Below are 23324 nucleotides of genomic sequence, written 5' to 3' on the forward strand. Positions count from 1 at the left end.
TCGGCATACCCCTGCCTCTGCTCGGGTGGTCCAGTGGTCAGGGGTCGGTCGTGCGGGCCGAGGGCTCCGCGATCTCGGTGACCACCTCGACCTGGGGGTACACCGGCTGCCACATCAGGTCCTGGATGTCCTGGATCGGGTTCTCGAGCCGGACGGTGGCCACGCCCTCCTCCTGCGCCGCCTGGGCCACGCGCACGGCGACCGCCGCGGAGACGGCGCGCAGCTGCCGCATCGTGGGCAGGATCGGGGCTCCCAGCCGCTTGGCGGAGGTCATCTCCGCGACCGCGTGCGAGGCGGCAGCGATCATGTGGTCGGTCACCTGGCTCGCTCGCGAGGCCACGACGCCCAGGCCGATCCCGGGGAAGACCAGGGCGTTGTTGGCCTGCGCGATCTCGTAGGTGGTGCCGCCGTGCTCGACCGGGCCGAAGGGTGAGCCGGTGGCGATGAGAGCCCTCCCGTCGGTCCAGGCGAGCAGGTCGGCAGGGACCGCCTCGGCCTTCGGGGTCGGGTTGGACAGCGGCATGATGATCGGCCGGTCACATCCCGCGGCCATGTCCCGGACGATCGCCTCGGTGAAGGACCCCGCCTGCGCGGAGGTCCCGATCAGGATCGTCGGCCTCACGTTGCGCACGACGTCCGCCAGGGCATACCGCGCCGGCTCGGCCGTCACCCAGGAGGCGAGCTCCTCCGACGGGCGGGCGTAGCGCTCCTGGAACGGCCGCATCGGACCGGCGGTGTGCAGCAGGCCACGGCTGCCCAGGCCCCAGAAGCGCCGGGCGGCCTCCTCCTCCGGCAGGCCCTCGCGCACCATCACGTCACGCATCAGGTCGGCCACGCCGATGCCCGCCGTGCCGGCTCCGTGGATGACGACCCGCTGGTCGGCCATCCGCTCGCCCTTGGCGCGCACCGCGGCGAGCGCCGCAGCGGCGACCACGGCCGCGGTGCCTTGGATGTCGTCGTTGAAGGAGACGTGCTCCTCGCGGTAGGTGTCCAGGATGCGGTGCGCGTTGTTGGCCCCGAAGTCCTCCCAGTGCAGCAGCGCGTGCGGGAAGTGCCGCTTGACGGCGGCGACGAACGTCGCGATGAACTCCTCGTAGCGCTCGCCGCGGACCCGCGCGTGCCGGGCGCCCAGGTAGGCCGGGTCGTTGAGCAGCGCGAGGTTGTCCGTGCCGACGTCCAGCACGATCGGGACCCCGCGCAGCGGGTGGATCCCCGCGGCAGTCGTGTAGACCGCGAGCTTGCCGACGGCGATCCGGATCCCGCCCACGCCCTGGTCGCCGATGCCGAGGATGCCCTCGGAGTCGGTCACCACGAGCAGGTCGACGTCGTCCGGGCCGGCGCCGTGGGCCGCCAGAGCCTCGTCGATGCTCTCCGGGGTGTCGATCGCCAGGTAGATGCCGCGCGCCCGGTCGAACGTCGAGCTGAACGCCTCGATCGCCTCACCGACCGTGGGCGTGTAGATGATCGGCAGCATCTCGTCGAGGTGCTCGGCGACCAGGCGGTAGTAGAGGATCTCGTTGAGGTCCTGCAGCTGGTTGAGGTAGACGTACTTGCTCAGCGCGTCGGGCTTGGTCGCGAACTGCCGGTAGACCCGCTTGAGCTGCTCGTTCATCGAGTTCACGGCGGGCGGGAGCAGCCCTTGCAGGCCGAGGGCGCGACGCTGCTCGAGGGTGTAGGCGGGACCGAAGTTGAGCATCGGCCGGGCCAGTACCTGGCGTCCTCGCACGGCGATCTGGACGGTCTCGACCCCGTCGACGGTGCGGAACTGGTACTGGCGCGGCATAACGGGACAGTAATGGGTGCCCGGCCCGGGACGGAGAGCGCCCCACCGGAAATGGTCCGGCGGGGCGCCTCACTCAGGAGCAGACGGAGTATGCCGCCTGGTCCGGCAGACGGGGTCTCACAGGTTGATCATGTGTCCCGCGACGCCGTGCAGGGCCTCCTTGAGCGCCTCACCCAGGGTCGGGTGGGCGAAGACGACGCGGGAGAGCTCGTCGGCGGTGAGGTCCCAGGTCTGCGCGGCGTTGAGCACCGGCAGGAGCTCGGTGGCGTCCGGGCCGATGATGTGGGCGCCGATGATCTCGTTGTGCTCGGCGTCCGCCACGATCTTGGCGAAGCCGACGGCATCGCCCAGGCCCATCGCCTTGCCGTTGGCCGTGAACGGGAACTTGGCGACCTTGACGTCGTAGCCCTTCTCCCTGGCCTGCTCCTCGGAGTAGCCCATGGAGGCGATCTGCGGGTGGCAGTAGGTCGCGCGCGGGATGAAGTCGAAGTCGATCTCCTGGGTCTCGGCGTCCGCGATGGTCTCGGCGGCGACGATGCCCATGGCCTCGGCGGTGTGCGCCAGCATCAGCTTGCCCGTGACGTCGCCGATCGCGTAGACACCGTCCACGTTGGTGCGGCCGCGGCCGTCCACCGCGATGGCGCCGCGGTCGGTGGTCTGGACACCGATCGCCTCCAGGCCGTAGCCCTCCAGGCGGGGCGCGAAGCCGATCGCCGAGAGCAGCCGGTCGGCCTCGAGGACCTGGGAGTCGCCGCCCGAGGCGGGGCTCACCGTGACCTTGACACCACTGCCGGTGTCCTCGACGGACTCCACCTTGGTGCTGAGCAGGACCGTGACGCCGAGCTTCTCGTAGTGCTTGAGCAGCTCCTTGGAGACCTCGGCGTCCTCGGTCGGCACCATGCGGTCCAGGAACTCGACGATGGTCACCTCCACCCCGAAGTTGGCCATCACGTAGGCGAACTCGACACCGATCGCGCCGGAGCCGGCGATGACGATCGAGCCGGGCAGCTCGGCGTCGAGGATCTGCTCCTCGTAGGTCACGACGTTGTCGCTGACCTGCACGCCCGGGATCATCCGCGTGGTCGCGCCGGTGGCCAGGATCAGGTTGTCGAAGGTGAGCTCCTGGCTCCCGCCGCCGTTGAGCTCCACCGTCATCCCGGTCGGCGAGGTGAGCGTGCCCCAGCCGTCGACCTCGGTGATCTTGTTCTTCTTCATCAGGAAGTGCACGCCCTTGACGATCCCGGCCGAGACGTCGCGGCTGCGCTTGTGGGTGGGGCCGTAGGACATCGTGGCGTCGCCCTCGATGCCGAACTTCGCCTTCTCGTGCGTGAGCGTGTGCGCCAGCTCCGCGTTCTTCAGCAGGGCCTTGGACGGGATGCAGCCGACGTTGAGGCAGACACCGCCCCAGTACTGCTTCTCCACGACGGCGACCTTCTTGCCCAGCTGGGACGCGCGGATCGCCGCGACGTACCCTCCGGGACCGGCACCGAGAACAACGACGTCATAGTGATCGGCCATGCGGACAGTATGCCGTCCGCCGGCTCTCCCGGCAGCCTCGCCCCCGGCGTCGGTCCGGTCGGCAGGTGCCGGTCGGGAATCGGCTGCCCTGTCGGGTCGAGAGGTTGACGTTCGCGGAGAAGCGACTAGACTGGACTCAGTCCAGAAAGGGGTCGGGCGACCCCGACCCAGGCGTCCGGGAGGCGAGGTGAACGACGTGGCGAGTCACGTCATACCGGCTCCTGCCGTGGCGCTCCGCGAGGCGGGGCTGCGGGTGACACGCCCCCGGGTCGCCGTCCTGGAGGCCCTCACCGCGGGACCGCACAGCAGTGCCGACGCGGTCCACGAGCGGGTCCAGGGGCAGGTCGGTCCGGTGTCCCGGCAGGCCGTCTACGACGTGCTGCACGCACTCACCGAGGTGGGGCTGGTGCGACGGATCCTGGTGGGCAACGTCGCGCGCTACGAGCTGGACCTGCACGACAACCACCACCACCTGCTGTGCCGCGGCTGCGGTGCGCTCGCCGACGTGCCGTGTGCCGTCGGGGAGGCGCCCTGCCTGGTGCCCAGCCACGACCACGGGTTCGCCGTGGAGGTCGCTGACGTCCTCTACTCCGGACTCTGCCCGAACTGCCGTGCGGTCGAGGGCCGTGCGGAACCACACCAACACCACGGAGGATGAATGTCTGAGTTTTCAGCCGGCACCTACGAGAACGGCGCCCCGCGTCCGTCGGACGCCCACTCACTGAGCGTGGGGACCAACGGTCCGCTGCTGCTGCACGACGTCGCGCTGGTCGAGAAGCTGGCGCGGTTCGACCGTGAGCGGATCCCGGAGCGCAGCCCGCACGCGAAGGGTTCGGGGGCCTTCGGTGAGTTCGAGGTGACCGAGGACGTCAGCCGCTTCACCAAGGCGAAGTTCCTGCAGCCCGGTGCCAAGACCCGGATGATGGCCCGCTTCTCCACCGTCGCCGGCGAGCTCGGCTCGCCCGACACCTGGCGCGACGTGCGCGGCTTCGCCCTGAAGTTCTACACGGAGGAGGGCAACTTCGACCTGGTCGGCAACAACACGCCGATCTTCTTCGTCCGTGACCCCATGAAGTTCCCCGACTTCATCCACTCCCAGAAGCGCACCCCGGACTCCGGTCTGCGCAGCGGCAACATGCAGTGGGACTTCTGGACCCTCGTGCCGGAGTCGGCGCACCAGGTGTCCTACCTGATGGGGCCGCGCGGTCTGCCGCGCAGCTGGCGGGAGATGAACGGCTACTCCTCCCACACCTACCTCTGGGTCAACGAGGCCGGCGAGAAGTTCTGGGTGCAGTACCACTTCCTCTCCGAGCAGGGCGTGCACAACATGTCCAACGAGGAGGCTGCCGAGCTCGCGGGCACCGACGGTGACTACCACCGCCGTGACCTGTTCGAGGCCATCGGGCGCGGTGAGTTCCCGAGCTGGCGCCTCGAGGTCCAGGTCATGCCCTACGAGGAGGCCAAGGACTACCGCTTCAACCCCTTCGACCTCACCAAGACGTGGTCCAAGAAGGACTACCCGCGGATCCCGGTCGGCCGGTTCACCCTGTACGAGAACCCGACCAACCACTTCGCGGAGATCGAGCAGGCCGCCTTCAGCCCGTCGAACACCGTGCCCGGCACCGGGGTCTCCCCGGACAAGATGCTGCTGGCCCGCGTCTTCTCCTACCCGGACGCGCAGCGCAACCGCCTCGGCACCAACTTCAACCAGCTGCCGGTCAACGCGCCGACCAACCGCACCAACTCCTACGACAAGGAGGGGTCGATGCAGTTCCACCACAGCGGCAACGCGCCGGTCTACGCGCCGAACTCCTACGGTCGTCCCTACGCCGACACGCAGGGTCCGGAGGAGACCGGCTGGGAGGCGGACGGCGAGATGGTGCGTGCCGCCTACTCGCTGCACGCCGAGGACGACGACTTCGGTCAGGCGCACACCCTCGTGCGTGAGGTCTACACCGAGGCGGAGCGCCAGGGCCTCGTGGAGACCGTGGTCGGTTCGCTGGCCGACGTCGAGGAGCCGGTGCTCTCCCGCGTCTTCGACTACTGGACCAGGATCGATGCCGAGGTGGGCGCCGCGATCGAGGCGGCCTACCGCGCTGGCCAGGAGGAGCAGGTGCCGGGTCTGGACCCGGTCGACGCCGACGCGTGAGGCTCTGAGCCCGCGGGTCCGCTCGTGAGGGCCTGCGGAGGTGGTCGGACCGGCCACCTCCGCAGGCCCTTCGCCGTTGGACCGTCCCCCGTGTCCGCTGGGCGCGGAAGGCGCCCAGCGCGGCCGGTGGCGGTCAGTCCAGCTGCCTGAGCAGGACCTCCAGCGGCACCAGGTCCGCTGCGGCCACGGCGGCTCGCAGCTCGTCTGCCGTGTGGTCCGCCGGGTCACCGACGAGCACGATGAGCACGCTGTCGCGGAGCTCGCCGGCAGCCAGCAGGCCCGACCCCGGGCTGCTGCTGTCGGCCACCAGGTGGCCGTCGGGCGTCGCCTCGCAGCCGTCGGCGAGGTCAGGTTCGACCGATCCCAGCAGCGCGCACGGATCGGGGTCGGCTCCCGTGCGCAGCGTGAGGGCGCGCGTGGTGGGCGTGGGTCGGCCGTCAGGCTCGGCATAGGTCACGGCGAGCCCCCGGTTGCGCTCCAGCGGCTGGAGGTCGTGGGGCTCGAGGCCCAGGTCGGGCAGGGCGACCACCGTCAGGCCGGCTGCCCGGAGCTCGGCGAGCCGGGCCTCCTCCCCCTCGCGCTGGACCAGGAACCAGCCTAGCGCCGCCACCGTGAGCAGGAACAGCGCGATGATCGTGACGATGACGATCCGGCCCCTGCGCTGCGCACGCCTCAGGTCTGCGGTCACGAGTCCTCCTCCGTCGGGTACGCGGCCTGGTGCTCGGTGACGACCGTCCCGTGGGCCCAGTATCGCCCTGGGTCCGCGTGGGACTGCCTCGGGCACAGGCCAGCACGGTGCGCTGCCAACTCCTCGTCCACATGGTGGATCCGGGAGGGGCTGACACGCACGAACACCCCTCCTGTGACTGGTGTCACAGGAGAAGGCTCTTGACAGGACCGGGGTGGGTGGGGGCATGGTTAGCGCATGCACTTCGGCCTCGTACTTATTATCTCAGGGCGCGTCACGCGGTAACCACTTACCGAGACGCGTCCTACCTCCGTTGCCCACCCGGGCCGGGGGTTTTTTTGTATCCCGAACCAGCCAGAGAGAGAGCCATGACCGCTCAGCCCACCACCCCAGCGCCCGCCCAGCCGGCGCTGCCGAGCACGACGACCGGTGCGGAAGCACTCGTGGACGCCCTGCTTCGCGTAGGTGCTGAGCACATTTTCGGGCTCCCGGGTGGGGCGGTGCTGCCGCTCTACGACACGCTCTACCAGCGGCCCGAGCTGCGGCACATCCTCGTGCGCCACGAGCAGGGCGCCGGCCACGCCGCCCAGGGCTACGCGGCGGCGACGGGCCGGGTCGGTGTCTGCCTGGCCACCAGCGGGCCGGGTGCGACCAACCTGGTGACCCCGCTGGCCGACGCCAACATGGACTCGGTGCCGATGGTCGCGATCACCGGCAACGTGCCCAGCACGGCGCTGGGCTCGGACGCCTTCCAGGAGGCCGACATCCGCTCGATCACCATGCCGGTGACCAAGCACAGCTTCCTGGTGACCGACCCCGCGATGATCGGCCCGACCGTCGCCAGCGCGTTCCGCCTGGCCTCCAGCGGCCGGCCCGGTCCCGTCCTGGTCGACGTCAGCAAGGACGCCCTCGTCGCGTCGACGAAGCGGATCACCGACGGCGACCTGGCGATGCCCGGCTACCGCCCCGTCACCGAGCCCGGCCAGCCCGAGATCCGCGACGCGGTCAGCCTGATGCTGTCCTCGCGCCGCCCGGTGCTCTACGTCGGTGGTGGCACGATCCGCGCCGGTGCGCACCGCGAGCTGATGACCCTGGCGGAGCTGACCGGGCTCCCGGTGGTCACCACGCTGATGGCGCGCGGTGCCTTCCCGGACAGCCACCCGCAGCACCTGGGCATGCCCGGCATGCACGGCACCGTCGCAGCCGTCGGTGCGCTGCAGAAGTCCGACCTGATCATCAGCCTCGGAGCCCGTTTCGACGACCGGGTCACCGGGGTCCGCGAGTCCTTCGCACCCCACGCCAAGGTGATCCACGCCGACATCGACCCCGCCGAGATCGGCAAGATCCGCACCGCGGACGTGGCCCTCGTCGGCGACTGCCGGCCCACGATCGCCGCCCTGGCCGCCGAGTTCCGGGCACGGGTGGAGGCGGGCACCGTTCCCGACTACGCCGAGTGGGTCGCCTTCTGCCAGCGGGTCCAGGACCGTTACCCGCTGTCGTATGACGCGCCGCCGGCCGGGCAGGTCGCTCCCCAACAGGTGATCCAGCGGATCGGTCAGCTCGCCGGGCCGGAGACGGTCTTCACCTCGGGCGTCGGGCAGCACCAGATGTGGGCCGCGCACTACCTCGGGTTCGAGCGGCCCCGCACCTGGATCAACTCGGGCGGGCTGGGCACCATGGGCTTCGCGGTCCCCGCGGCGATGGGCGCCAAGATCGGCCGTCCCGACACGACCGTCTGGGCGATCGACGGCGACGGGTGCTTCCAGATGACCAACCAGGAGCTGGCCACCTGCGCCGTCGAGGGCATCCCGATCAAGGTCGCCATCATCAACAACGGCGCCCTCGGCATGGTCCGCCAGTGGCAGACGCTGTTCTACAACGAGCGCTACAGCCACACGGGTCTGCGTGGCACCCCCACCGACCCGGCCGGGCGGGCCCCGGTCCAGGTCCCGGACTTCGTGATGCTGGCCCGCAGCTACGGCTGCGAGGCGCTGCGGTGCGACGACCCGGCCGACATCGACAAGACGATCGAGGCCGCCATGGCGGTCGACGACGTGCCGGTGGTCGTCGACTTCCGGGTCCACCAGGACGCGATGGTGTGGCCGATGGTCGCCTCCGGCACCAGCAACGACGACATCAAGTACGCCCGCGACCTCGCCCCCCAGTTCGAGGAGGACGACTGATGGGCAGTCCCTACGGTCGCCACCGCCTCCTGATTATCCGAGTCCGGGCAGGGGCCGGGCATCTCAGCTAGCACATCCGACACGCACTCGTCCGGGCCTCACCCCACAGGGGACAGGCCTTCACAGAACTACTGCCCGACACCGTTGTCGGTGCAGAGCACACCTGCAGCCCACGTCACCGTGCAGTCCCGGTGGCACCCCGCACCACACCTTTGGAGCACATCATGAGCCGTCACGCACTGTCCGTCCTGGTCGAGAACAATCCTGGGGTCCTGGCCCGGGTCTCGGTCCTGTTCGCCCGCCGCAGCTTCAACATCGACCACCTGGTCGTCGGTCCGACGGAGGACCCCAAGGTCTCCCGGATGACGATCGTCCTCAACGTCGCCGATGACCAGCTGCACAAGGTCACCAACCAGCTGGACAAGCTGATCGAGGTCATCCACATCGAGGAGCTGTCGGACCCCTCGGCGATCCGCGACCAGCTGTGGGCGATCAACGACAACGGCCCCCGCCCGGTCGGCGCCATGGCTGCGGCCTGGGGCTGACCCACAGATCCGCACAACCAGTTCCAAGCCTCCCCACAAAGTGGGGAGGTCCTCCCCTCACCCAAGGAGAACGACTTCAGATGGCCAAGATGTACTACGACGACGACGCCGAGCTGGGCCTGATCCAGGACCGTTCGGTCGCAGTCATCGGCTACGGCAGCCAGGGGCACGCGCACGCGCTGTCGCTCCGTGACTCCGGGGTGGACGTGCGCGTCGGCCTCCCCGAGACCTCCCGTTCCCGCGCGAAGGCCGAGGCCGAGGGTCTGCGGGTCGTGACCCCGGAGCAGGCGGCCCAGGAGGCCGACCTGATCATGGTGCTCACCCCGGACCACACGCAGCGGACCCTCTACACCCAGGCGATCGAGCCGCACCTGTCCGAGGGCGACGCACTCTTCTTCAGCCACGGCTTCAACATCCGGTTCGACTACATCAAGCCCCCGGCCGGCGTGGACGTGTGCATGGTCGCCCCGAAGGGCCCGGGTCACCTGGTCCGGCGCGAGTATGTCGACGGGCGCGGTGTGCCGGTGCTGGTCGCCGTCGAGCAGGACGCCAGCGGGCACGCCTGGGACCTGGCGCTCTCGTACGCCGCGGCCATCGGTGGACTGCGGGCGGGTGGCATCAAGACCACCTTCACCGAGGAGACCGAGACGGACCTCTTCGGCGAGCAGGCGGTCCTCTGTGGCGGCGTGAGCCAGCTGATCATGAAGGGCTTCGAGACCCTGACCGAGGCCGGCTACCAGCCGGAGGTCGCCTACTTCGAGTGCCTCCACGAGCTGAAGCTCATCGTCGACCTCATGTATGAGGGTGGCATCGCCAAGCAGCGTTGGTCCATCTCCGACACCGCGGAGTACGGCGACTACGTCTCCGGCCCGCGCGTGATCGACGACAAGGTCAAGGAGAACATGCAGGCGGTGCTGGAGGACGTGCGCAACGGCAGCTTCGCGGCTCGCTTCATCGCCGACCAGGATGCCGGTGCCCCCGAGTTCCAGAAGCTCCGCTCCGAGGGCGAGACCCACCCGATCGAGACCGTCGGCCGCGAGCTGCGCGACATGATGTCGTGGGTCAAGTCGCACGACTCCGACTACGTCGAGGGGACCGCAGCGCGGTGACCGAGGTCGATCCGAAGCCGCGTTCGCGCGATGTGACTGATGGTCTGGAGAAGACTGCTGCGCGTGGGATGCTCCGGGCGGTCGGGATGGGTGATGAGGACTGGGTCAAGCCGCAGATCGGTGTGGCCTCGTCCTGGAACGAGATCACGCCGTGCAACCTGTCCCTGGAGCGCTTGGCCAAGGCCGTCAAGGACGGGGTGCACGAGGCCGGCGGTTACCCCCTGGAGTTCGCCACCATCTCGGTGTCGGACGGGATCTCGATGGGGCACGAGGGCATGCACTACTCCCTGGTGTCGCGTGAGGTGATTGCCGACTCCGTGGAGACGGTGATGTCGGCCGAGCGCCTGGACGGCTCGGTGTTGTTGGCCGGGTGTGACAAGTCCCTGCCGGCGATGCTGATGGCGGCCGCGCGCCTCGATCTGGCGTCGGTGTTCGTGTATGCCGGGACGATCCTGCCGGGTCAGGCGAAGCTGTCTGACGGGTCGACTCGTGAGGTCACGATCATCGACGCCTTCGAGGCGGTGGGTGCGTGTTCGCGTGGGTTGATGTCACGGGATGACGTGGACGCCATCGAGCGGGCGATCTGCCCGGGCGAGGGTGCCTGTGGTGGTTTCTACACCGCTAACACGATGGCTGCGGTGGCCGAGGCGATGGGTATGGCCCTGCCGGGGTCGGCGGCGCCGCCGGCCACCGACCGGCGGCGGGACGGCATCGCCCGTGCTTCTGGTCGGGCGGTGGTCGGGATGCTCCGTCAGGGCATCACGGCCCGGCAGATCATGACCAAGGAGGCGTTCGAGAACGCGATCGCGGTGGTGATGGCCTTCGGTGGGTCGACCAACGCCGTGCTGCACCTGCTCGCGATCGCTCACGAGGCGGAGGTCGAGCTGTCGCTGGACGACTTCCGTCGGATCGGCGCCAGGGTGCCGCACCTGGCTGACGTCAAGCCGTTCGGGCAGCACGTGATGGTCGATGTGGACCGGGTCGGTGGTATCCCGGTGGTGATGAGGGCGCTGCTGGATGCCGGGCTGTTGCACGGTGACTGTCTGACCGTGACGGGCCGGACCGTGGCGCAGAACCTGGCCGACGTGCCGGCGCCGGACCTGGACGGCACGGTGCTGCGGGCGTTGGACAACCCGATCCACAAGACCGGTGGGTTGACCATCCTGCAGGGGTCGCTGGCGCCCGAGGGGGCGGTGGTGAAGTCGGCCGGGTTCGACTCGGAGGTGTTCCGCGGCACGGCGCGGGTCTTCGACGGGGAGCGTGCCGCCATGGATGCCCTGGAGAACGGCACCATCGCGGCCGGGGACGTGGTCGTCATCCGCTACGAGGGGCCGCAGGGTGGTCCCGGGATGCGGGAGATGCTCGCGATCACCGGTGCGATCAAGGGTGCTGGGCTCGGTAAGGACGTGTTGCTGGTGACCGATGGGCGGTTCTCGGGCGGCACGACCGGGTTGTGTGTCGGGCACATCGCGCCCGAGGCGACCACGGGTGGTCCGATCGCCCTGGTCGAGGACGGTGACCCGATCGTCCTGGACGTCTCGCACGGGACCCTCGAGCTGGAGGTGAGCGCCGAGGTCCTCGCCGTGCGCCGCGCCGTGTGGACGCCCCCGGAGCCCCCGGAACGGTCCCAACGGGGCGTGCTCGCCAAGTACGTGCGCCTCGTCGGGTCCGCCTCGCAGGGCGCCGTCACGTACTGACCTCGTGCGGGGGCGGCGGGTGACCGCCCCCGCACGACGGTCTCCCACCGGACCGGACGGCCGACCGGCCGTCCGGTCCGGTCTGTGCTCCTGCGCGTGTCGACGCGTGGCCGGTGGACCGGTGCACGGGCAGCACCTAGGGTGACCCGCAAGCACCCCGACGGAAGGACGCCCATGACACGACGGATCGTGGCACTCGGCACGGTGGTGGCGGTGGGGCTCGGCCTCACCGCGTGCGGGGGAGGCGGTGCGGCGAGCGACGTCATCATCCTTCGGGTCGCGCTCAACCAGACCGAGACGCACCCCTCCTACGTCGCCCTGGCCAACTACAGCGACCGCCTCGAGGAGCAGACCGACGGGCGGGTGCGCCTGGACATCTTCCCCAACGAGACCCTGGGCGCCCAGGCCGAGGTGCTGCAGCTGCTCAGCGACAACATCATCGACCTGGGCATCATCTCCGGGTCGCAGATGGAGAACCTGAGCCTGGACTTCCGTGTGCTCGGCCTGCCGGGCGTCTTCGACTCCGTCGAGCACCAGATGCCCGTCGTCCACGACCCGGAGATCGTCGGTGAGCTCTACACCTCGCTGGAGGACAGCAACGACCTGACCGTGATGGGCGGCTTCACCCAGGGGTCACGGCACATCTACACCAAGAAGCCCATCGAGTCCCTCGCCGACCTGGACGGGGTGAAGATCCGCGTCCAGGAGAGTGAGCTCAACCTGGCGATGATCCGGGCGCTGGGCGGGTCGCCGACGCCGATGGCCTTCGGTGAGGTCTACACGGCGCTGCAGTCCGGCGTCCTGGACGGTGCGGAGAACAACGAGGTGTCCTTCTTCACGCAGAAGCACTTCGAGGTGGCGCCCTACTTCACCAACTCCAACCACCTGGTCGGGTTGGACTACATGGTCGCCAGCACCGAGATGCTCGAGGACCTCGACCCGGCCGACCGCCAGCTGCTCGAGGACGAGTGGGTCAACACCTACCAGGACCACACCGAGCTGTGGGACGAGGCCACCCAGGAAGCGATCGAGGGCGCCACGGCCGGTGGGGCGGAGTTCGTCGAGATCGACCAGGGGGAGGTCCAGGAGGCGCTCGCGCCGCTGGCCGACGAGTTCCTCACCACGCCGGAGCAGCGAGAGCTCTACGACAAGATCCGCGCCGAGGCGCCGGGCCAGGAGGGTTGACGTGGAACCGATCAAGAAGGGGCTCGACCAGGTGCTGAAGGGCGCCTCGGTGGTGCTGTTCGCCCTGCTGGTGGTGATCGTCGTCTGGCAGGTCTTCAGTCGCCAGGTGCTCAACGCCCCCAGCGCGTGGACCGAGGAGCTGGCCCGCTACACCTTCGTCTGGGTGGGGCTGTTCGCCACGGCCCTCGTCTTCTCCGAACGCGGCCACATCGCCGTGGACTTCGTGGTCACGCGGTTCTCGCCGGCCGCGCAGAAGGCCGTGGCCGTCTGCGTCCAGCTCTCGATCATCCTGTTCGCCGTGGCCGTCCTGGTCTACGGCGGCATCCGCGCCGCGAACGGCGCCTGGAACCAGTCGCTCAGCGCGCTCCCGACGCAGGTCGGGGTGATGTACCTGGCGATGCCGATCACCGGCCTGCTGATCGCGTTCTACGCGGTCTACCACCTCCAGGCGGTCCTGCGGGACACCGAGGAAGCCATCGCCGTCGACGAAGAGCCCCAGGTGGTGTGACCGTGGACCCCATCGCCCTCGCCGCGCTCGTCCTGGTCGCGACCATCGTGATCGGCATCGTCCTCTCCGTGCCGATCGCCGTCAGCATCGGTCTCGGTTCGTTCTTCGCAGCGGTCGTGCTGCTCGACGTCGAGAAGGCCGCGCTGGTCTCCAGCCAGCGGTTGTTCACCGGCATCAACTCCTTCACGCTGCTCGCGATCCCCTTTTTCGTGCTCGCCGGGGTGCTGATGAACACCGGCGGCATCGCCGGCAGGCTCATCGACGCCGCCAAGGTGCTCGTCGGTAAGGCACCGGCCAGCCTGGCGAACACCAACGTCGTCGCGAACGCGATGTTCGGCGCCGTGAGCGGCGCGGCGGTCGCGGCGGCCGCGGCCATCGGCACGGTGATGACCCCGCGCATGGCGGAGGAGGGCTACGACCGGAAGTGGTCGGCAGCCGTCAACGTGGCCTCGGCCCCGGCCGGGATGCTCATCCCCCCGAGCAACACCTTCATCGTCTACTCGCTCGTCAGCGGTGCCTCGATCTCCGCCCTGTTCATGGCCGGGGTCATCCCGGGCCTGATCTGGGCCGGCGCCTGCATCCTCGTGGTCCTGCTGACCTACCGGAGGTACAGCGACGCGCGTCCCGGCGCGTCCGTCTCCTTCTCCCAGGCGATGCTGGTGATCTGGCGGGCGGTCCCCTCGCTGCTGATGATCATCATCGTCATCGGCGGCATCGTCGGCGGCATCTTCACCGCCACCGAGTCCTCAGCGATCGCCGTCGTCTACTGCCTGGTCCTCGGGTTCGCCTACCGGACGATCAAGATGTCCGACCTGCCGAAGGCGCTGCTGGACGCGGCGCGGACCACCGCCATCATCATGCTGCTGGTGGGTGTCTCGACCGCGCTGTCGTTCGTGATGAGCTTCTCGCACATCCCGGAGTCGGTCTCCGACCTGCTGCTGGGCATCTCCGACAGCCCCACCGTCATCCTCTTCCTCATGCTGGTGATCCTGCTGATGGTGGGGACCTTCATGGACCCGACGCCGGCGATCCTGATCTTCACCCCGATCTTCCTGCCGATCGTCACGTCCTTCGACATGAGCCCGGTGCACTTCGGCACGGTGATCGTCTATGCCCTGTCCATCGGGGTCATCACCCCGCCGGTGGGGAACGTGCTCTTCGTCGGCGCCCGGGTGGCCGGGATGGGCATCGAGCCGGTCGTCGGCAAACTCATCTGGTTCCTGCTCGCCCTTGTCGGCGGACTGCTCCTGGTGACCTACCTGGAGCCGTTGTCGCTGTGGATCCCCGACATGCTGGGCCTCATCGCCGAGGAGTAGCCACGGACCGCGGACTCACCCGGTGGCAGCGATCTGGGCGGCCAGGTGGCCGGCGCCGTAGCCGTTGTCAATATTGACGACGGCGACACCCGGGGAGCAGGCGTTGAGCATCGAGAGCAGCGGGGCCAGGCCGTCCAGCGCGGCGCCGTAGCCCACCGAGGTCGGCACGCCGATGACCGGTGCCGAGGCGAGGCCGGCGACGACGCTCGCCAGGGCACCGTCCATGCCGGCGACGACGACGATCGCCGAGGCCGCCGCGATCTGGTCGACCCGGGCGAGGATCCGGTGCAGCCCGGCCACCCCGACGTCGACGACCAGCTCCGCGGGCCGCCCGAGGTGGCGGGCGGTCAGCCACGCCTCGCGGGCGACCGGGATGTCGGCCGTGCCGGCACACAGCACCAGGACCGTTCCGCCGCCCGACTCGGGCACCGGCCCGGGCCAGGCGACCATCCGGGCGACCGGGTCGTGGACCGCCCCGGCGAGCTCACGGCATACGGCCGCTGCCTGCTCCTCCGACGCCCGCGTGAACAGGATCGTGCCGAGGGGCTCGTGGCCGTTCGGGCTCGTGCCGCGCTCGCCGACGGCGCGGGCGATCGCGACGAGGTGCTCCAGAGTCTTGCCCTCACAGAGGACGGCCTCGGGATAGCCGCGCCGCGCCAGGCGCCCGAAGTCGAACTCCGCGATGCCGTCCAGACCCGACGGTGCGCCCGGTGGGGAGGAAGCTCGCGTCCCCGTGCGCTCGGTCGCGGGGGACGTCGTGTCACCACGCGCTCGGTCGGGGGTGGGGGAGTGGTCAGCCATGGGTGACGGAGACCAGCGGCAGGGTGAACGCCCCGGACTGGATGCCCACGAGGTCCAGCGCGACGAACCGGAAGCCGGCGGCCCGCACCCCCTCGACCAGCGCCGTGCGCACCGCGGGGTCGGCCGCCCGCGCCAGCTCGTGGTCGGTCAGCTCCAGCCGCGCGACCTCGTCGTGGTGCCGCACCCGGCAGTCGGAGAACCCCAGGGCCCGCACGGCCGCCTCGGCCCGGTCGACCTGGGCCAGCTTCTCGGGCGTGACCTCCTTGAAGTGCGGGATCCGCGAGGCCAGGCAGGGTGCCGCCGGCTTGTCCGCGTTGGGCAGCCCCAGCGCCGCGGCGACGGTCCGGACGTCGTCCTTGGTCAGACCGCCCTCGGCCAAGGGCCGCAGCACCAGGTGCTCGGTCGCGGCGCGCGCGCCGGGCCGGTCCGGGCGGACCGCGTCGTCGGCGTTCTCGCCGTAGCTCACCGCGGCCAGCCCGTGCATCGCCACGACCTCGTCGGAGATGCGCGCGAACAGCTCGTTCTTGCAGTGGAAGCACCGGTCCGGACCGTTGGCCCGGTAGGCCTCCGACGACCCCTCGTCCGTGGGCACCTCGACGACCCCGACACCGATCCGGCTCGCGATGTCGTGGGCGGCCGCCCGCTCGGCGGTGGCCAGGCTCGGGGAGATGCCGAGTATGCCGACAGTCCGGTCCGCGCCCAGCTCACGGACGGCGACAGCCAGGAGGGTGGTGGAGTCCACGCCACCGGAGTAGGCGACGCCCAGCCGGCCCTCCGCCGGCAGGTGCGCGGCGACCCGCGCGATCAGGGCAGCCACCTCGGGGGAGACGTCCTGGTGGACGTCGACCGCTCTGGCTGGGGCGGGCTGGGGTGACACTCAGACCTCCGTCTCGCTGCGGTCTCCGGACCACAGCGTGTGGAAGGTGCCCGGCTTGTCGATCCGTCGGTAGGTGTGGGCACCGAAGAAGTCACGCAGCCCCTGCACCAGCGAGGCCGGGAGCCGCTCGGAGCGGACCGTGTCGTAGTAGGCCAGAGCCGCGCTGAAGCCGGGCACCGGCACCCCCGCGGTCGTGGCGAGGGCGACGACGTGCCGCCACGCGTCCTGGGAGGCGGCCAGCTCGGCGGCCACACTCGGGGCGGCCAGCAGTGTGGCCAGGTGCGCACCCGCATACTCCTGACGGATCCGCTCGAGCAGCTTGGCCCGGATGATGCAGCCGCCCCGCCAGATGCGCGCGACCTCGGAGATGTTGACGTTCCAGCCGTACACCTCACTGGCGGAACGGATCTGGTCCAGGCCCTGGGCGTAGGCCACGACCTTGGCCGACCACAGCGCCGCGCGCACCGCGTCGACCAGGGTGGTCCGGTCCTCGACGGTGATCGTGCGGTCCGGCCCGCTGAGCGCGCCCCGGGCCGCCTCGCGCAGGCCCGTGTGGCCCGAGGTGGAGCGGGCGAAGACGGACTCGGCGATGGTGTTGACCGGCACCCCGAGCTCGAGGGCGATCTGCACGGTCCAGCGCCCGGTGCCCTTCTGCTCGGCCTGGTCGAGGATCACCTCGACCAGGGGCCGGCCGTCGACCTCCTGGTCGAGCACCTCGGAGGTGATCTCGATCAGGTAGGAGTCCAGGTCACCGGTGTTCCACTCGCGGAAGACGTCGGACACCTCCCGCGCGGTCATCCCTGCCGCGGTGAGGATGTCGTAGGCCTCCGCGATGAACTGCATGTCGGCGTACTCGATGCCGTTGTGCACCATCTTGACGAAGTGTCCGGCGCCGTCGGTGCCCATGTAGGCACAGCACGGCTCGCCGTCGACCTTGGCCGAGATGTCCTCCAGCAGGGGACCGAGCGCGGCGTAGGACTCCGGGCTGCCACCCGGCATGATGCTCGGGCCGAGCAGCGCGCCCTCCTCGCCGCCGGAGATGCCCGCGCCGACGAAGTGCAGGCCGACCTCGCGCAGGGCCGCCTCCCGCCGCCGGGTGTCCTCGTAGTGCGCGTTGCCCCCGTCCACCACGATGTCGCCCTCCTCCAGCAGCGGGGTGAGCTGGTCGATGACCGCGTCGGTGCCGGGGCCCGCCTGGACCATGATGATGACCTTGCGGGGACGCTCCAGGGCGGCGACGAACTCCTCGATCGTGGGCGCGGCCACGAATGCGCCGTCCGCGCCGAAGCTCTCGTGGAAGACCTGGGTCCTCTCGACCGTGCGGTTGTAGACCGCGACCGTGTGCCCGTGCGAGGCGAAGTTGCGGGCCAGGTTGCTGCCCATCACCGCCAGTCCGATCACGCCGACCTGTGCGAGCGGGGTGTCTGGTGTGGTCATCGGGCCCTCCTGGGGTCTGGTGCGCTGCTGGGTCCTAGGGTGCCACCTCGAGCCGGCGAGGACCATCGAAGCCTCGGACGTTAGGCCGGGTCAGGAGCAGCGCCAACAAGTTGCCACCAGTTGTCTCCCGGTCTGGAAGTCCCGCGGCTTATCGGCTTGTATGTGTGCATGTCCCCGAACTCGGCCCTGCACCCGGACCGGCTCTTCCCCGGCGACCCTGGCACCAGGGCCATCGCCCGGGCCCTCTATGAGGGCGTGAAGGACCTGCCGATCATCAGCCCGCACGGACACGTGCCGCCGGAGTGGCTGGCGCAGGACACCCCGTTCCGCGACCCCACGTCGCTGCTCATCTCACCGGACCACTATATCTTCCGTATGCTGCACGCCGCCGGGGTGCCGCTGGCCGAGCTGGGCGTCGGCGGGGTGGAGCTGGACGAGGACGGTGCCCGCCGGGCCTGGGCGCACCTGTGCCGCCACTGGGACCTGTTCCTGGGCACGCCGGTGCGGTACTGGCTCGAGGACGCACTGGTCGGGATCTTCGGGGTCACCGAGCCGCTCTCGGAGCAGACGGCGCGGACCAGCTACGACCAGGTCGCCGCGGTGATCGCGGGGGAGGACTTCCGGCCCCGGGCGCTGATGGACCGTTTCGGCATCTCCGTGCTGGCCACCACCGACGACCCGTGCGACGACCTGGCCCACCACGACACCCTCGCCGCCGACGACACGTTCCACCACCGGGTGATGCCGACGTTCCGGCCCGACAGGTACCTCGAGCCCGGGCGACCGGACTTCCCGGACCTGGTCGCGCGCCTCGCGGAGGTCTCGGGCGAGGACACCGGCTCGTACGCCGGCTACGTCCGTGCCCTGGAGAACCGTCGGCGCTACTTCGTCGAGCACGGTGCCGTGTCCAGTGACCACAGCCACGCCGACGTGGTCACGCTGACCCTGGAGGAGTCCGAGGCCTCCCGCATCTACGCCGCGGCGCTCGCCGGCACCGCCACCGAGGAGGAGGCCACCGCGCTGCGGCGGCACATGCTCGTCGAGATGGCGCGGATGGCTACCGAGGACGGCCTGGTGATGACCCTGCACCCCGGCTCCTTCCGCAACCACCACGAGCCCACGCTGGAGGCCCACGGCCCGGACACGGGCCACGACATCCCCATCCAGGTGGAGTTCACCCGGGGCCTGCGCGAGCTGCTGGGCCGTTTCGGCACGGCCGACGGCTTCCACCTGGTCCTGTTCACCCTGGACGAGACGGTGTTCAGCCGGGAGATCGCCCCGCTGGCCGGCTTCTACCCGAGTGTCTATGCGGGAGCCCCGTGGTGGTTCCTCGACGCCCCCGAGGCGATCGGCCGCTACCGCTCGGCCGTGACCGACACCATCGGGTTCTACCGGACCTCCGGGTTCATCGACGACACGCGTGCGTTCTGCTCGATCCCGGCCCGGCACGACATGTCGCGCCGCCTCGACAGCGCCTTCCTCGCCCGCCTGGTCGCCGACCACCGGTTGCGCGAGGAGGACGCCCACCGGGTGGCGCGGGACCTGGTCACCACCGTCCCGAGCGCCGCGTTCAAGCTCTGAGAGGCACCGCATGACTGACTCCGCACAGACCCAGGAGATGCCGGGAACGGCCGCCCGGCTGAGCCGGCAGCAGCACGGCCGACCGCCGGCACCGGTGCGGATGGTCCACCTGGGCGTCGGCAACTTCTTCCGCGCCCACCAGGCGTGGTTCACCGAGCGCTCGGAGGACGCACAGGAGTGGGGGTATGCCGCGTTCACCGGGCGGTCGACCGACGTCGCCGACGACCTGGGTCGGCAGGAGTGCCTGTACACCGTGCTGGTCCGGGAGCCGGACGGCGACCGTCCGGAGGTGATCAGCTCGCTGAGCGCGGTGCACCCGGGCAGCGACCTGGCGGCGCTGCGGCGCTACTTCGCCTCCCCGGACCTGGCGCTGGTGACCAGCACGGTGACGGAGGCCGGCTACCGCCGGCTGCCCGGGGGCGGTCTGGACCTGAGCGACCCGGACGTCACCGCGGACATCGCCGCTCTGCGCCAGGACCCCGCGAGTGACGCGGTGAGCACGACCCCGGGCCGGTTGGTCGCCGGACTGTTCGCCCGCCGCGCGGCCGACGCGGGGCCGGTCGCCCTCGTGCCCTGCGACAACGTGCCCGACAACGGCGGGATGGTCGCCCAGGTCGTGCGCGACCTGGCCACCGAGGTCGACCCGACGCTGCTGGACTGGATCGAGGAGAACGTCACGGTCGTCACCACCATGGTCGACCGGATCACCCCGCGCGCCACGGCCGAGGACCGTGAGGCGGTCGGTGAGCTGCTCCACGTCGAGGACGCCCAGGTGGTGGTGACCGAGCCGTTCTCGGAGTGGGTGCTGGCCGGTGAGTTCCCGCGGGGCCGACCCGAGTGGCCGGGTGCCCAGTTCGTGGACGACGTGAGCAAGCACGAGCAGCGCAAGCTGTGGCTGCTCAACGGGTCGCACTCGCTGATGGCCTACGGCGCCTCCATCCTGGGGCACGAGACGGTGTCGTCCGCGATCTCCGACGACACGGTCCGCGGCTGGGTCGAGGAGTGGTGGGACGTCGCGGCCCGACACCTCGAGGTCGCCGACGTCGAGGACTACCGGGCGGCGCTGGTGGAGCGGTTCTCCAACCCGCGCATCCGGCACCTGCTCGCGCAGATCGCCGCCGACGGGTCGCAGAAGGTCCCGATCCGCTTCGGGCCCGCCCTCGCGGCCGAGGTCGCCGCCGGGCACGCCCCGCCGGGGGCGACGCGGCCGGTCGCCGCGTGGATCGCCCACCTCCACGGTCACGGTGCTCCGGTCACCGACGCCCAGCAGGACACGGTCTCCGCGCTCGCTGCGACGGACCCCGCCGAGGCGGTGCGGACGGTGCTCGGCTGGATGGGCATCACCACCCCGTCACCGCCGCTCCTCGACCAGGTCCTGACCCAGGTCGCCGAGTTCGAGGGGGCTCGATGAGCGACCCACGGGACCCGGGAGCAACCGAACCGGTAGCCACCTCCGATCCGGCGGCCTCCCCGCCCACCTCCGAACCGGTAGCCACCTCCGATCCGGCGGCCTCCCCGTCCACCTCCGAACCGGTAGCCACCTCCGATCCGGCGGCCCCCCTGCCCACCTCCCCCGACGCAGGCACAGACACCCACCACGTGGTGGTCATCGGGGTGTCCGGCTCGGGCAAGAGCACCATCGCGGCCGAGCTGGCGGGACGGATGAACTTCCGGTTCGCTGACGCCGACGACTTCCACCCCGAGGCCAACGTCGCCAAGATGGCTGCGGGCATCCCGCTCACCGACGAGGACCGGCTGCCCTGGTTGCGCGCCCTCGCGGGCTGGATGACGGACCGGGCCGAGGCGGGCGAGTCGACGGTGCTGGCCTGCTCGGCGCTCAAGCGCTCCTACCGCAACCTGCTCCGCGAAGGACCGGCGCGCGTGGCGTTCCTGCACCTGGACGGTCCGGCCGACATCATCCGCAAGCGGATGATGTCCCGCGACCACTTCATGCCGAGCAGCCTGCTGGACTCCCAGTTGGCGACGCTCGAGCCGCTCCAGCCCGACGAGCACGGGGCGACCCTGGACCTCACCCTCAGCCGCGAGGAGCTCGTGGACCTGGCCGAGTCCTGGCTCACCGGTCCCGGCGGCGCCCCCACCACCCCCGACCGTCCCCCACGCAGAGGAGCACCGACATGACCTGGTTCAGCCACGAGGACACGAGGATCGACCGCGCGACGATCGAGGACCTGGTCGAGCAGACGCTGACGGAGGCTCAGGACCGACTGGGCATCACGGCATACAAGAGCGTCCTGCTGCTCCCACCGGACATCACCCGTGCCCACGCCGGCGTCGGGTGGATCACCGAGCAGTTCTACCAGCTGCTGGAGGGGCAGGGTGCCGACGTGCACGTGATCCCCACGCTCGGGCAGCACGTGCCGCACACGCGGGAGGACAACCGCTGGATGTTCGGGTCCATCCCCGAGGACAAGATCCATGTCCACGACTGGAAGGACGGCGTCACCAACGTCGGCACCGTGCCCGCCGAGTTCGTCAGGGAGCAGACCGGCGGGGCCGTCGACTGGGAGATCCCGATCGACCTCAACACGATGACGGTCACCGAGGACTGGGACCTGATCATCAACATCGGCCACGTCGTGCCGCACGAGGTGCTCGGCTTCGCCAACCACAACAAGAACTACTTCATCGGGCTGGGTGGCAAGCGGCTGCTCGGTGCCTCGCACATGGCCTCGGCCGTCTACGGCATCGAGAACAACCTGGGCAACCTCATCGCGCCGGTCCGGCACTGCTTCAACTACGCCGAGGACCACTTCCTGCAGGACCTCAAGGACGTCTACTTCCAGGTCGTCATGGACTACGACGACGACGGCCGGCTGGTGCACACCGGCGTCTTTGTCGGCGACGACCTGGAGACCTACCTCGATGCGGCACGGGCGTCCAAGGCCCAGAACATCACCGCCTTCGACGAGCCGGTCGACAAGATCGTCGCGGTCATGCAGGCGGACGAGTTCCGCGCGACCTGGGTGGCCAACAAGGCGGTCTACCGCACCCGCATGGCGATCGCCGACGGCGGCGAGCTGCTGGTGATCGCCCCCGGCGTCGAGCGCTTCGGGGAGCAGCCCGAGGTCGACGAGCTGATCCGCAAGTACGGCTACCTCAGCCAGTCCGAGGTCCTCGAGCTCTACAAGACCCAGGCGGACATGCAGGACATCCCGCACGGCACGGCTCACCTGGTGCACGGGTCCTCCGAGGGGCGTTTCACCATCACCTACGCTCCGGGCGCGCTGACGCGTGAGGAGATCGAGTCCGTCGGCTACTCCTACATGTCGCTCGAGGACGCGCTGGAGCGCTACAACCCCGAGGTGATGAAGGATGGCTGGAACGAGATGCCCGACGGGGAGCGGGTCTTCTACATCTCGACGCCGTCCGCGGGGCTCTGGGCGACGAAGGAGAAGCTCGGCGACCGCTGAGGGGTGTCTGAGGGCTGAGGGCTGTCCGACCGCCGAGGGTGCCCGATGGCGGTCAGCCCAGCGGTCAGCCCAGCTCGTGCTCGGCCAGCCACTGGGCACGCGCCCGCTTGCCGGCCCGGGCGAGCCAGGCGTCCTCGACCACCTCGGTCAGCTCGTCCCGGTCCAGCTCGGCGACCCGGGAGCCGCGGAGCAACACCGAGGGATGCCCGTCGAAGTGTGGTGTGGTGAAGAACGGCGTGCCCGGGTCCTCGACCAGGGCGAGCTTGTCGGCCTCCGACTCCACCCAGAACACGATGACGTCATCGAACCGCTCACCCGTGTCCGGGTCGACGGCGTCGGGCCGTGGGTTGCGGAAGAAGACGAAACTCCGGCCGCTGACCTGATAGACGACCTTGGGTCCGTCGACGTGGCGTGTCACGCCGGGCATGCCGCCCGCGACGTGGTGGACGTCATCGACTCGCGCACGTCGGGCCATCCCCACACTGTAGGACGGAGGATCGTGGCGTGCACCGGCCG

20 protein-coding genes are annotated in these 23324 nt (G+C 70.1%); 13 read left to right on the forward strand and 7 right to left on the reverse strand.

The window, feature by feature from the left end; translation table 11 throughout:
- Positions 1-37 precede the first annotated feature (37 nt).
- Complete coding sequence (locus DA085_RS03690) at positions 38-1783, reverse strand: NAD-dependent malic enzyme (protein WP_109471598.1); 1746 nt, start codon at positions 1781-1783, stop codon at positions 38-40.
- Between the two features lie 117 nt (positions 1784-1900).
- Complete coding sequence (gene lpdA / locus DA085_RS03695; protein WP_109471599.1) at positions 1901-3301, reverse strand: dihydrolipoyl dehydrogenase; 1401 nt, start codon at positions 3299-3301, stop codon at positions 1901-1903.
- Between the two features lie 196 nt (positions 3302-3497).
- Between lpdA and DA085_RS03700 the strand changes: the two genes are divergently transcribed.
- Together DA085_RS03700 and DA085_RS03705 are read left to right on the forward strand one after the other, a co-directional pair.
- Positions 3498-3959 (forward strand): Fur family transcriptional regulator, encoded by a 462-nt coding sequence (locus tag DA085_RS03700; RefSeq protein WP_272914471.1) that lies wholly within the window; start codon positions 3498-3500, stop codon positions 3957-3959.
- A complete protein-coding gene (locus DA085_RS03705) occupies positions 3960-5450 on the forward strand; it encodes a catalase (protein WP_109471601.1) in 1491 nt (496 codons plus the stop codon).
- 133 nt (positions 5451-5583) lie between these two features.
- On the opposite strand, the gene DA085_RS03710 is transcribed toward DA085_RS03705, so the two are convergent.
- Positions 5584-6138, reverse strand: a complete 555-nt coding sequence (locus DA085_RS03710; RefSeq protein WP_109471602.1) for a hypothetical protein — start codon at positions 6136-6138, stop codon at positions 5584-5586.
- A gap of 368 nt (positions 6139-6506) precedes the next feature.
- On the opposite strand from DA085_RS03710, the gene DA085_RS03715 reads away from it, so the two are divergent.
- From DA085_RS03715 to DA085_RS03745, 7 genes are all read left to right on the forward strand, one after another.
- On the forward strand, positions 6507-8321 hold the full coding sequence (locus DA085_RS03715) for an acetolactate synthase large subunit (protein ID WP_109471603.1): 1815 nt from the start codon (positions 6507-6509) through the stop codon (positions 8319-8321).
- 224 nt (positions 8322-8545) lie between these two features.
- Positions 8546-8866 (forward strand): acetolactate synthase small subunit, encoded by a 321-nt coding sequence (gene ilvN, locus DA085_RS03720; RefSeq protein ID WP_109471604.1) that lies wholly within the window; start codon positions 8546-8548, stop codon positions 8864-8866.
- 80 nt (positions 8867-8946) lie between these two features.
- The gene (ilvC, locus tag DA085_RS03725; RefSeq protein ID WP_109471605.1) at positions 8947-9975 is read left to right on the forward strand and encodes a ketol-acid reductoisomerase; all 1029 of its coding nucleotides are present in this window, start codon (positions 8947-8949) and stop codon (positions 9973-9975) included.
- Complete coding sequence (ilvD, locus tag DA085_RS03730) at positions 9972-11672, forward strand: dihydroxy-acid dehydratase (RefSeq protein ID WP_109471606.1); 1701 nt, start codon at positions 9972-9974, stop codon at positions 11670-11672. The genes ilvC and ilvD overlap by 4 nt, the downstream gene beginning before the upstream one ends.
- Before the next feature lie 174 nt (positions 11673-11846).
- Positions 11847-12857: a TRAP transporter substrate-binding protein gene (locus tag DA085_RS03735; RefSeq protein ID WP_109471607.1), complete on the forward strand. Its 1011-nt coding sequence runs from the start codon at positions 11847-11849 to the stop codon at positions 12855-12857.
- A 1-nt stretch (position 12858) separates the two neighbouring features.
- Complete coding sequence (locus tag DA085_RS03740) at positions 12859-13365, forward strand: TRAP transporter small permease (RefSeq protein WP_109471608.1); 507 nt, start codon at positions 12859-12861, stop codon at positions 13363-13365.
- Positions 13366-13367: 2 nt separating this feature from the next.
- Positions 13368-14681: a TRAP transporter large permease gene (locus DA085_RS03745; protein ID WP_109471810.1), complete on the forward strand. Its 1314-nt coding sequence runs from the start codon at positions 13368-13370 to the stop codon at positions 14679-14681.
- A 15-nt stretch (positions 14682-14696) separates the two neighbouring features.
- Here the strand turns inward: DA085_RS03745 and larB are convergent, their stop codons facing one another.
- The 3 genes from larB to gndA are packed head-to-tail and all read right to left on the reverse strand — an operon-like array spanning position 14697 to position 17796.
- Positions 14697-15482 carry a nickel pincer cofactor biosynthesis protein LarB gene (gene larB / locus DA085_RS03750; protein WP_109471609.1) on the reverse strand — a complete coding sequence of 262 codons (786 nt, stop codon included), beginning with the start codon at positions 15480-15482 and terminating at the stop codon, positions 14697-14699.
- Positions 15475-16359 (reverse strand): ATP-dependent sacrificial sulfur transferase LarE, encoded by an 885-nt coding sequence (larE, locus tag DA085_RS03755; protein ID WP_202619092.1) that lies wholly within the window; start codon positions 16357-16359, stop codon positions 15475-15477. The genes larB and larE overlap by 8 nt, the downstream gene beginning before the upstream one ends.
- The gene (gndA, locus tag DA085_RS03760; RefSeq protein WP_109471611.1) at positions 16360-17796 is read right to left on the reverse strand and encodes an NADP-dependent phosphogluconate dehydrogenase; all 1437 of its coding nucleotides are present in this window, start codon (positions 17794-17796) and stop codon (positions 16360-16362) included. It abuts the gene before it with no gap.
- 168 nt (positions 17797-17964) lie between these two features.
- Here gndA and uxaC point away from each other — a divergent pair, with 168 nt between their 5' ends.
- Genes uxaC through DA085_RS03780 form a run of 4 tightly spaced genes read left to right on the forward strand, consistent with a single transcriptional unit; the run spans position 17965 to position 22808 of the window.
- Positions 17965-19377 (forward strand): glucuronate isomerase, encoded by a 1413-nt coding sequence (uxaC, locus tag DA085_RS03765; RefSeq protein WP_109471612.1) that lies wholly within the window; start codon positions 17965-17967, stop codon positions 19375-19377.
- 10 nt (positions 19378-19387) lie between these two features.
- Positions 19388-20788, forward strand: a complete 1401-nt coding sequence (locus DA085_RS03770) for a mannitol dehydrogenase family protein (RefSeq protein ID WP_109471613.1) — start codon at positions 19388-19390, stop codon at positions 20786-20788.
- Entirely contained in the window at positions 20785-21516 is a 732-nt protein-coding gene (locus DA085_RS03775; protein WP_109471614.1) for a gluconokinase, GntK/IdnK-type, read from the forward strand. The genes DA085_RS03770 and DA085_RS03775 overlap by 4 nt, the downstream gene beginning before the upstream one ends.
- Positions 21513-22808, forward strand: coding sequence for a nickel-dependent putative hexonate epimerase (locus DA085_RS03780; RefSeq protein ID WP_109471615.1), 1296 nt, complete (start codon positions 21513-21515; stop codon positions 22806-22808). The genes DA085_RS03775 and DA085_RS03780 overlap by 4 nt, the downstream gene beginning before the upstream one ends.
- 64 nt (positions 22809-22872) lie before the next feature.
- On the opposite strand, the gene DA085_RS03785 is transcribed toward DA085_RS03780, so the two are convergent.
- Positions 22873-23283 carry an MmcQ/YjbR family DNA-binding protein gene (locus DA085_RS03785; RefSeq protein ID WP_109471616.1) on the reverse strand — a complete coding sequence of 137 codons (411 nt, stop codon included), beginning with the start codon at positions 23281-23283 and terminating at the stop codon, positions 22873-22875.
- Between the last annotated feature and the right edge of the window lie 41 nt (positions 23284-23324).

The organism is Ornithinimicrobium cavernae (assembly GCF_003121625.1).
In the GTDB taxonomy this organism is placed as follows: Bacteria; Actinomycetota; Actinomycetes; order Actinomycetales; family Dermatophilaceae; genus Ornithinicoccus; species Ornithinicoccus cavernae.

Bases quoted from the DNA above. Each gene is read 5' to 3' on its own strand.
- DA085_RS03775 (WP_109471614.1), top strand. From the start codon at position 20,785: ATGAGCGACCCACGGGACCCGGGAGCAACCGAACCGGTAGCCACCTCC.
- ilvN (WP_109471604.1), top strand. From the start codon at position 8,546: ATGAGCCGTCACGCACTGTCCGTCCTGGTCGAGAACAATCCTGGGGTC.
- DA085_RS03770 (WP_109471613.1), top strand. From the start codon at position 19,388: ATGACTGACTCCGCACAGACCCAGGAGATGCCGGGAACGGCCGCCCGG.
- ilvC (WP_109471605.1), top strand. From the start codon at position 8,947: ATGGCCAAGATGTACTACGACGACGACGCCGAGCTGGGCCTGATCCAG.
- larB (WP_109471609.1), bottom strand. From the start codon at position 15,482: ATGGCTGACCACTCCCCCACCCCCGACCGAGCGCGTGGTGACACGACG.
- gndA (WP_109471611.1), bottom strand. From the start codon at position 17,796: ATGACCACACCAGACACCCCGCTCGCACAGGTCGGCGTGATCGGACTG.
- DA085_RS03690 (WP_109471598.1), bottom strand. From the start codon at position 1,783: ATGCCGCGCCAGTACCAGTTCCGCACCGTCGACGGGGTCGAGACCGTC.
- uxaC (WP_109471612.1), top strand. From the start codon at position 17,965: ATGTCCCCGAACTCGGCCCTGCACCCGGACCGGCTCTTCCCCGGCGAC.
- DA085_RS03715 (WP_109471603.1), top strand. From the start codon at position 6,507: ATGACCGCTCAGCCCACCACCCCAGCGCCCGCCCAGCCGGCGCTGCCG.
- DA085_RS03780 (WP_109471615.1), top strand. From the start codon at position 21,513: ATGACCTGGTTCAGCCACGAGGACACGAGGATCGACCGCGCGACGATC.
- DA085_RS03705 (WP_109471601.1), top strand. From the start codon at position 3,960: ATGTCTGAGTTTTCAGCCGGCACCTACGAGAACGGCGCCCCGCGTCCG.
- DA085_RS03785 (WP_109471616.1), bottom strand. From the start codon at position 23,283: ATGGCCCGACGTGCGCGAGTCGATGACGTCCACCACGTCGCGGGCGGC.
- lpdA (WP_109471599.1), bottom strand. From the start codon at position 3,301: ATGGCCGATCACTATGACGTCGTTGTTCTCGGTGCCGGTCCCGGAGGG.
- DA085_RS03735 (WP_109471607.1), top strand. From the start codon at position 11,847: ATGACACGACGGATCGTGGCACTCGGCACGGTGGTGGCGGTGGGGCTC.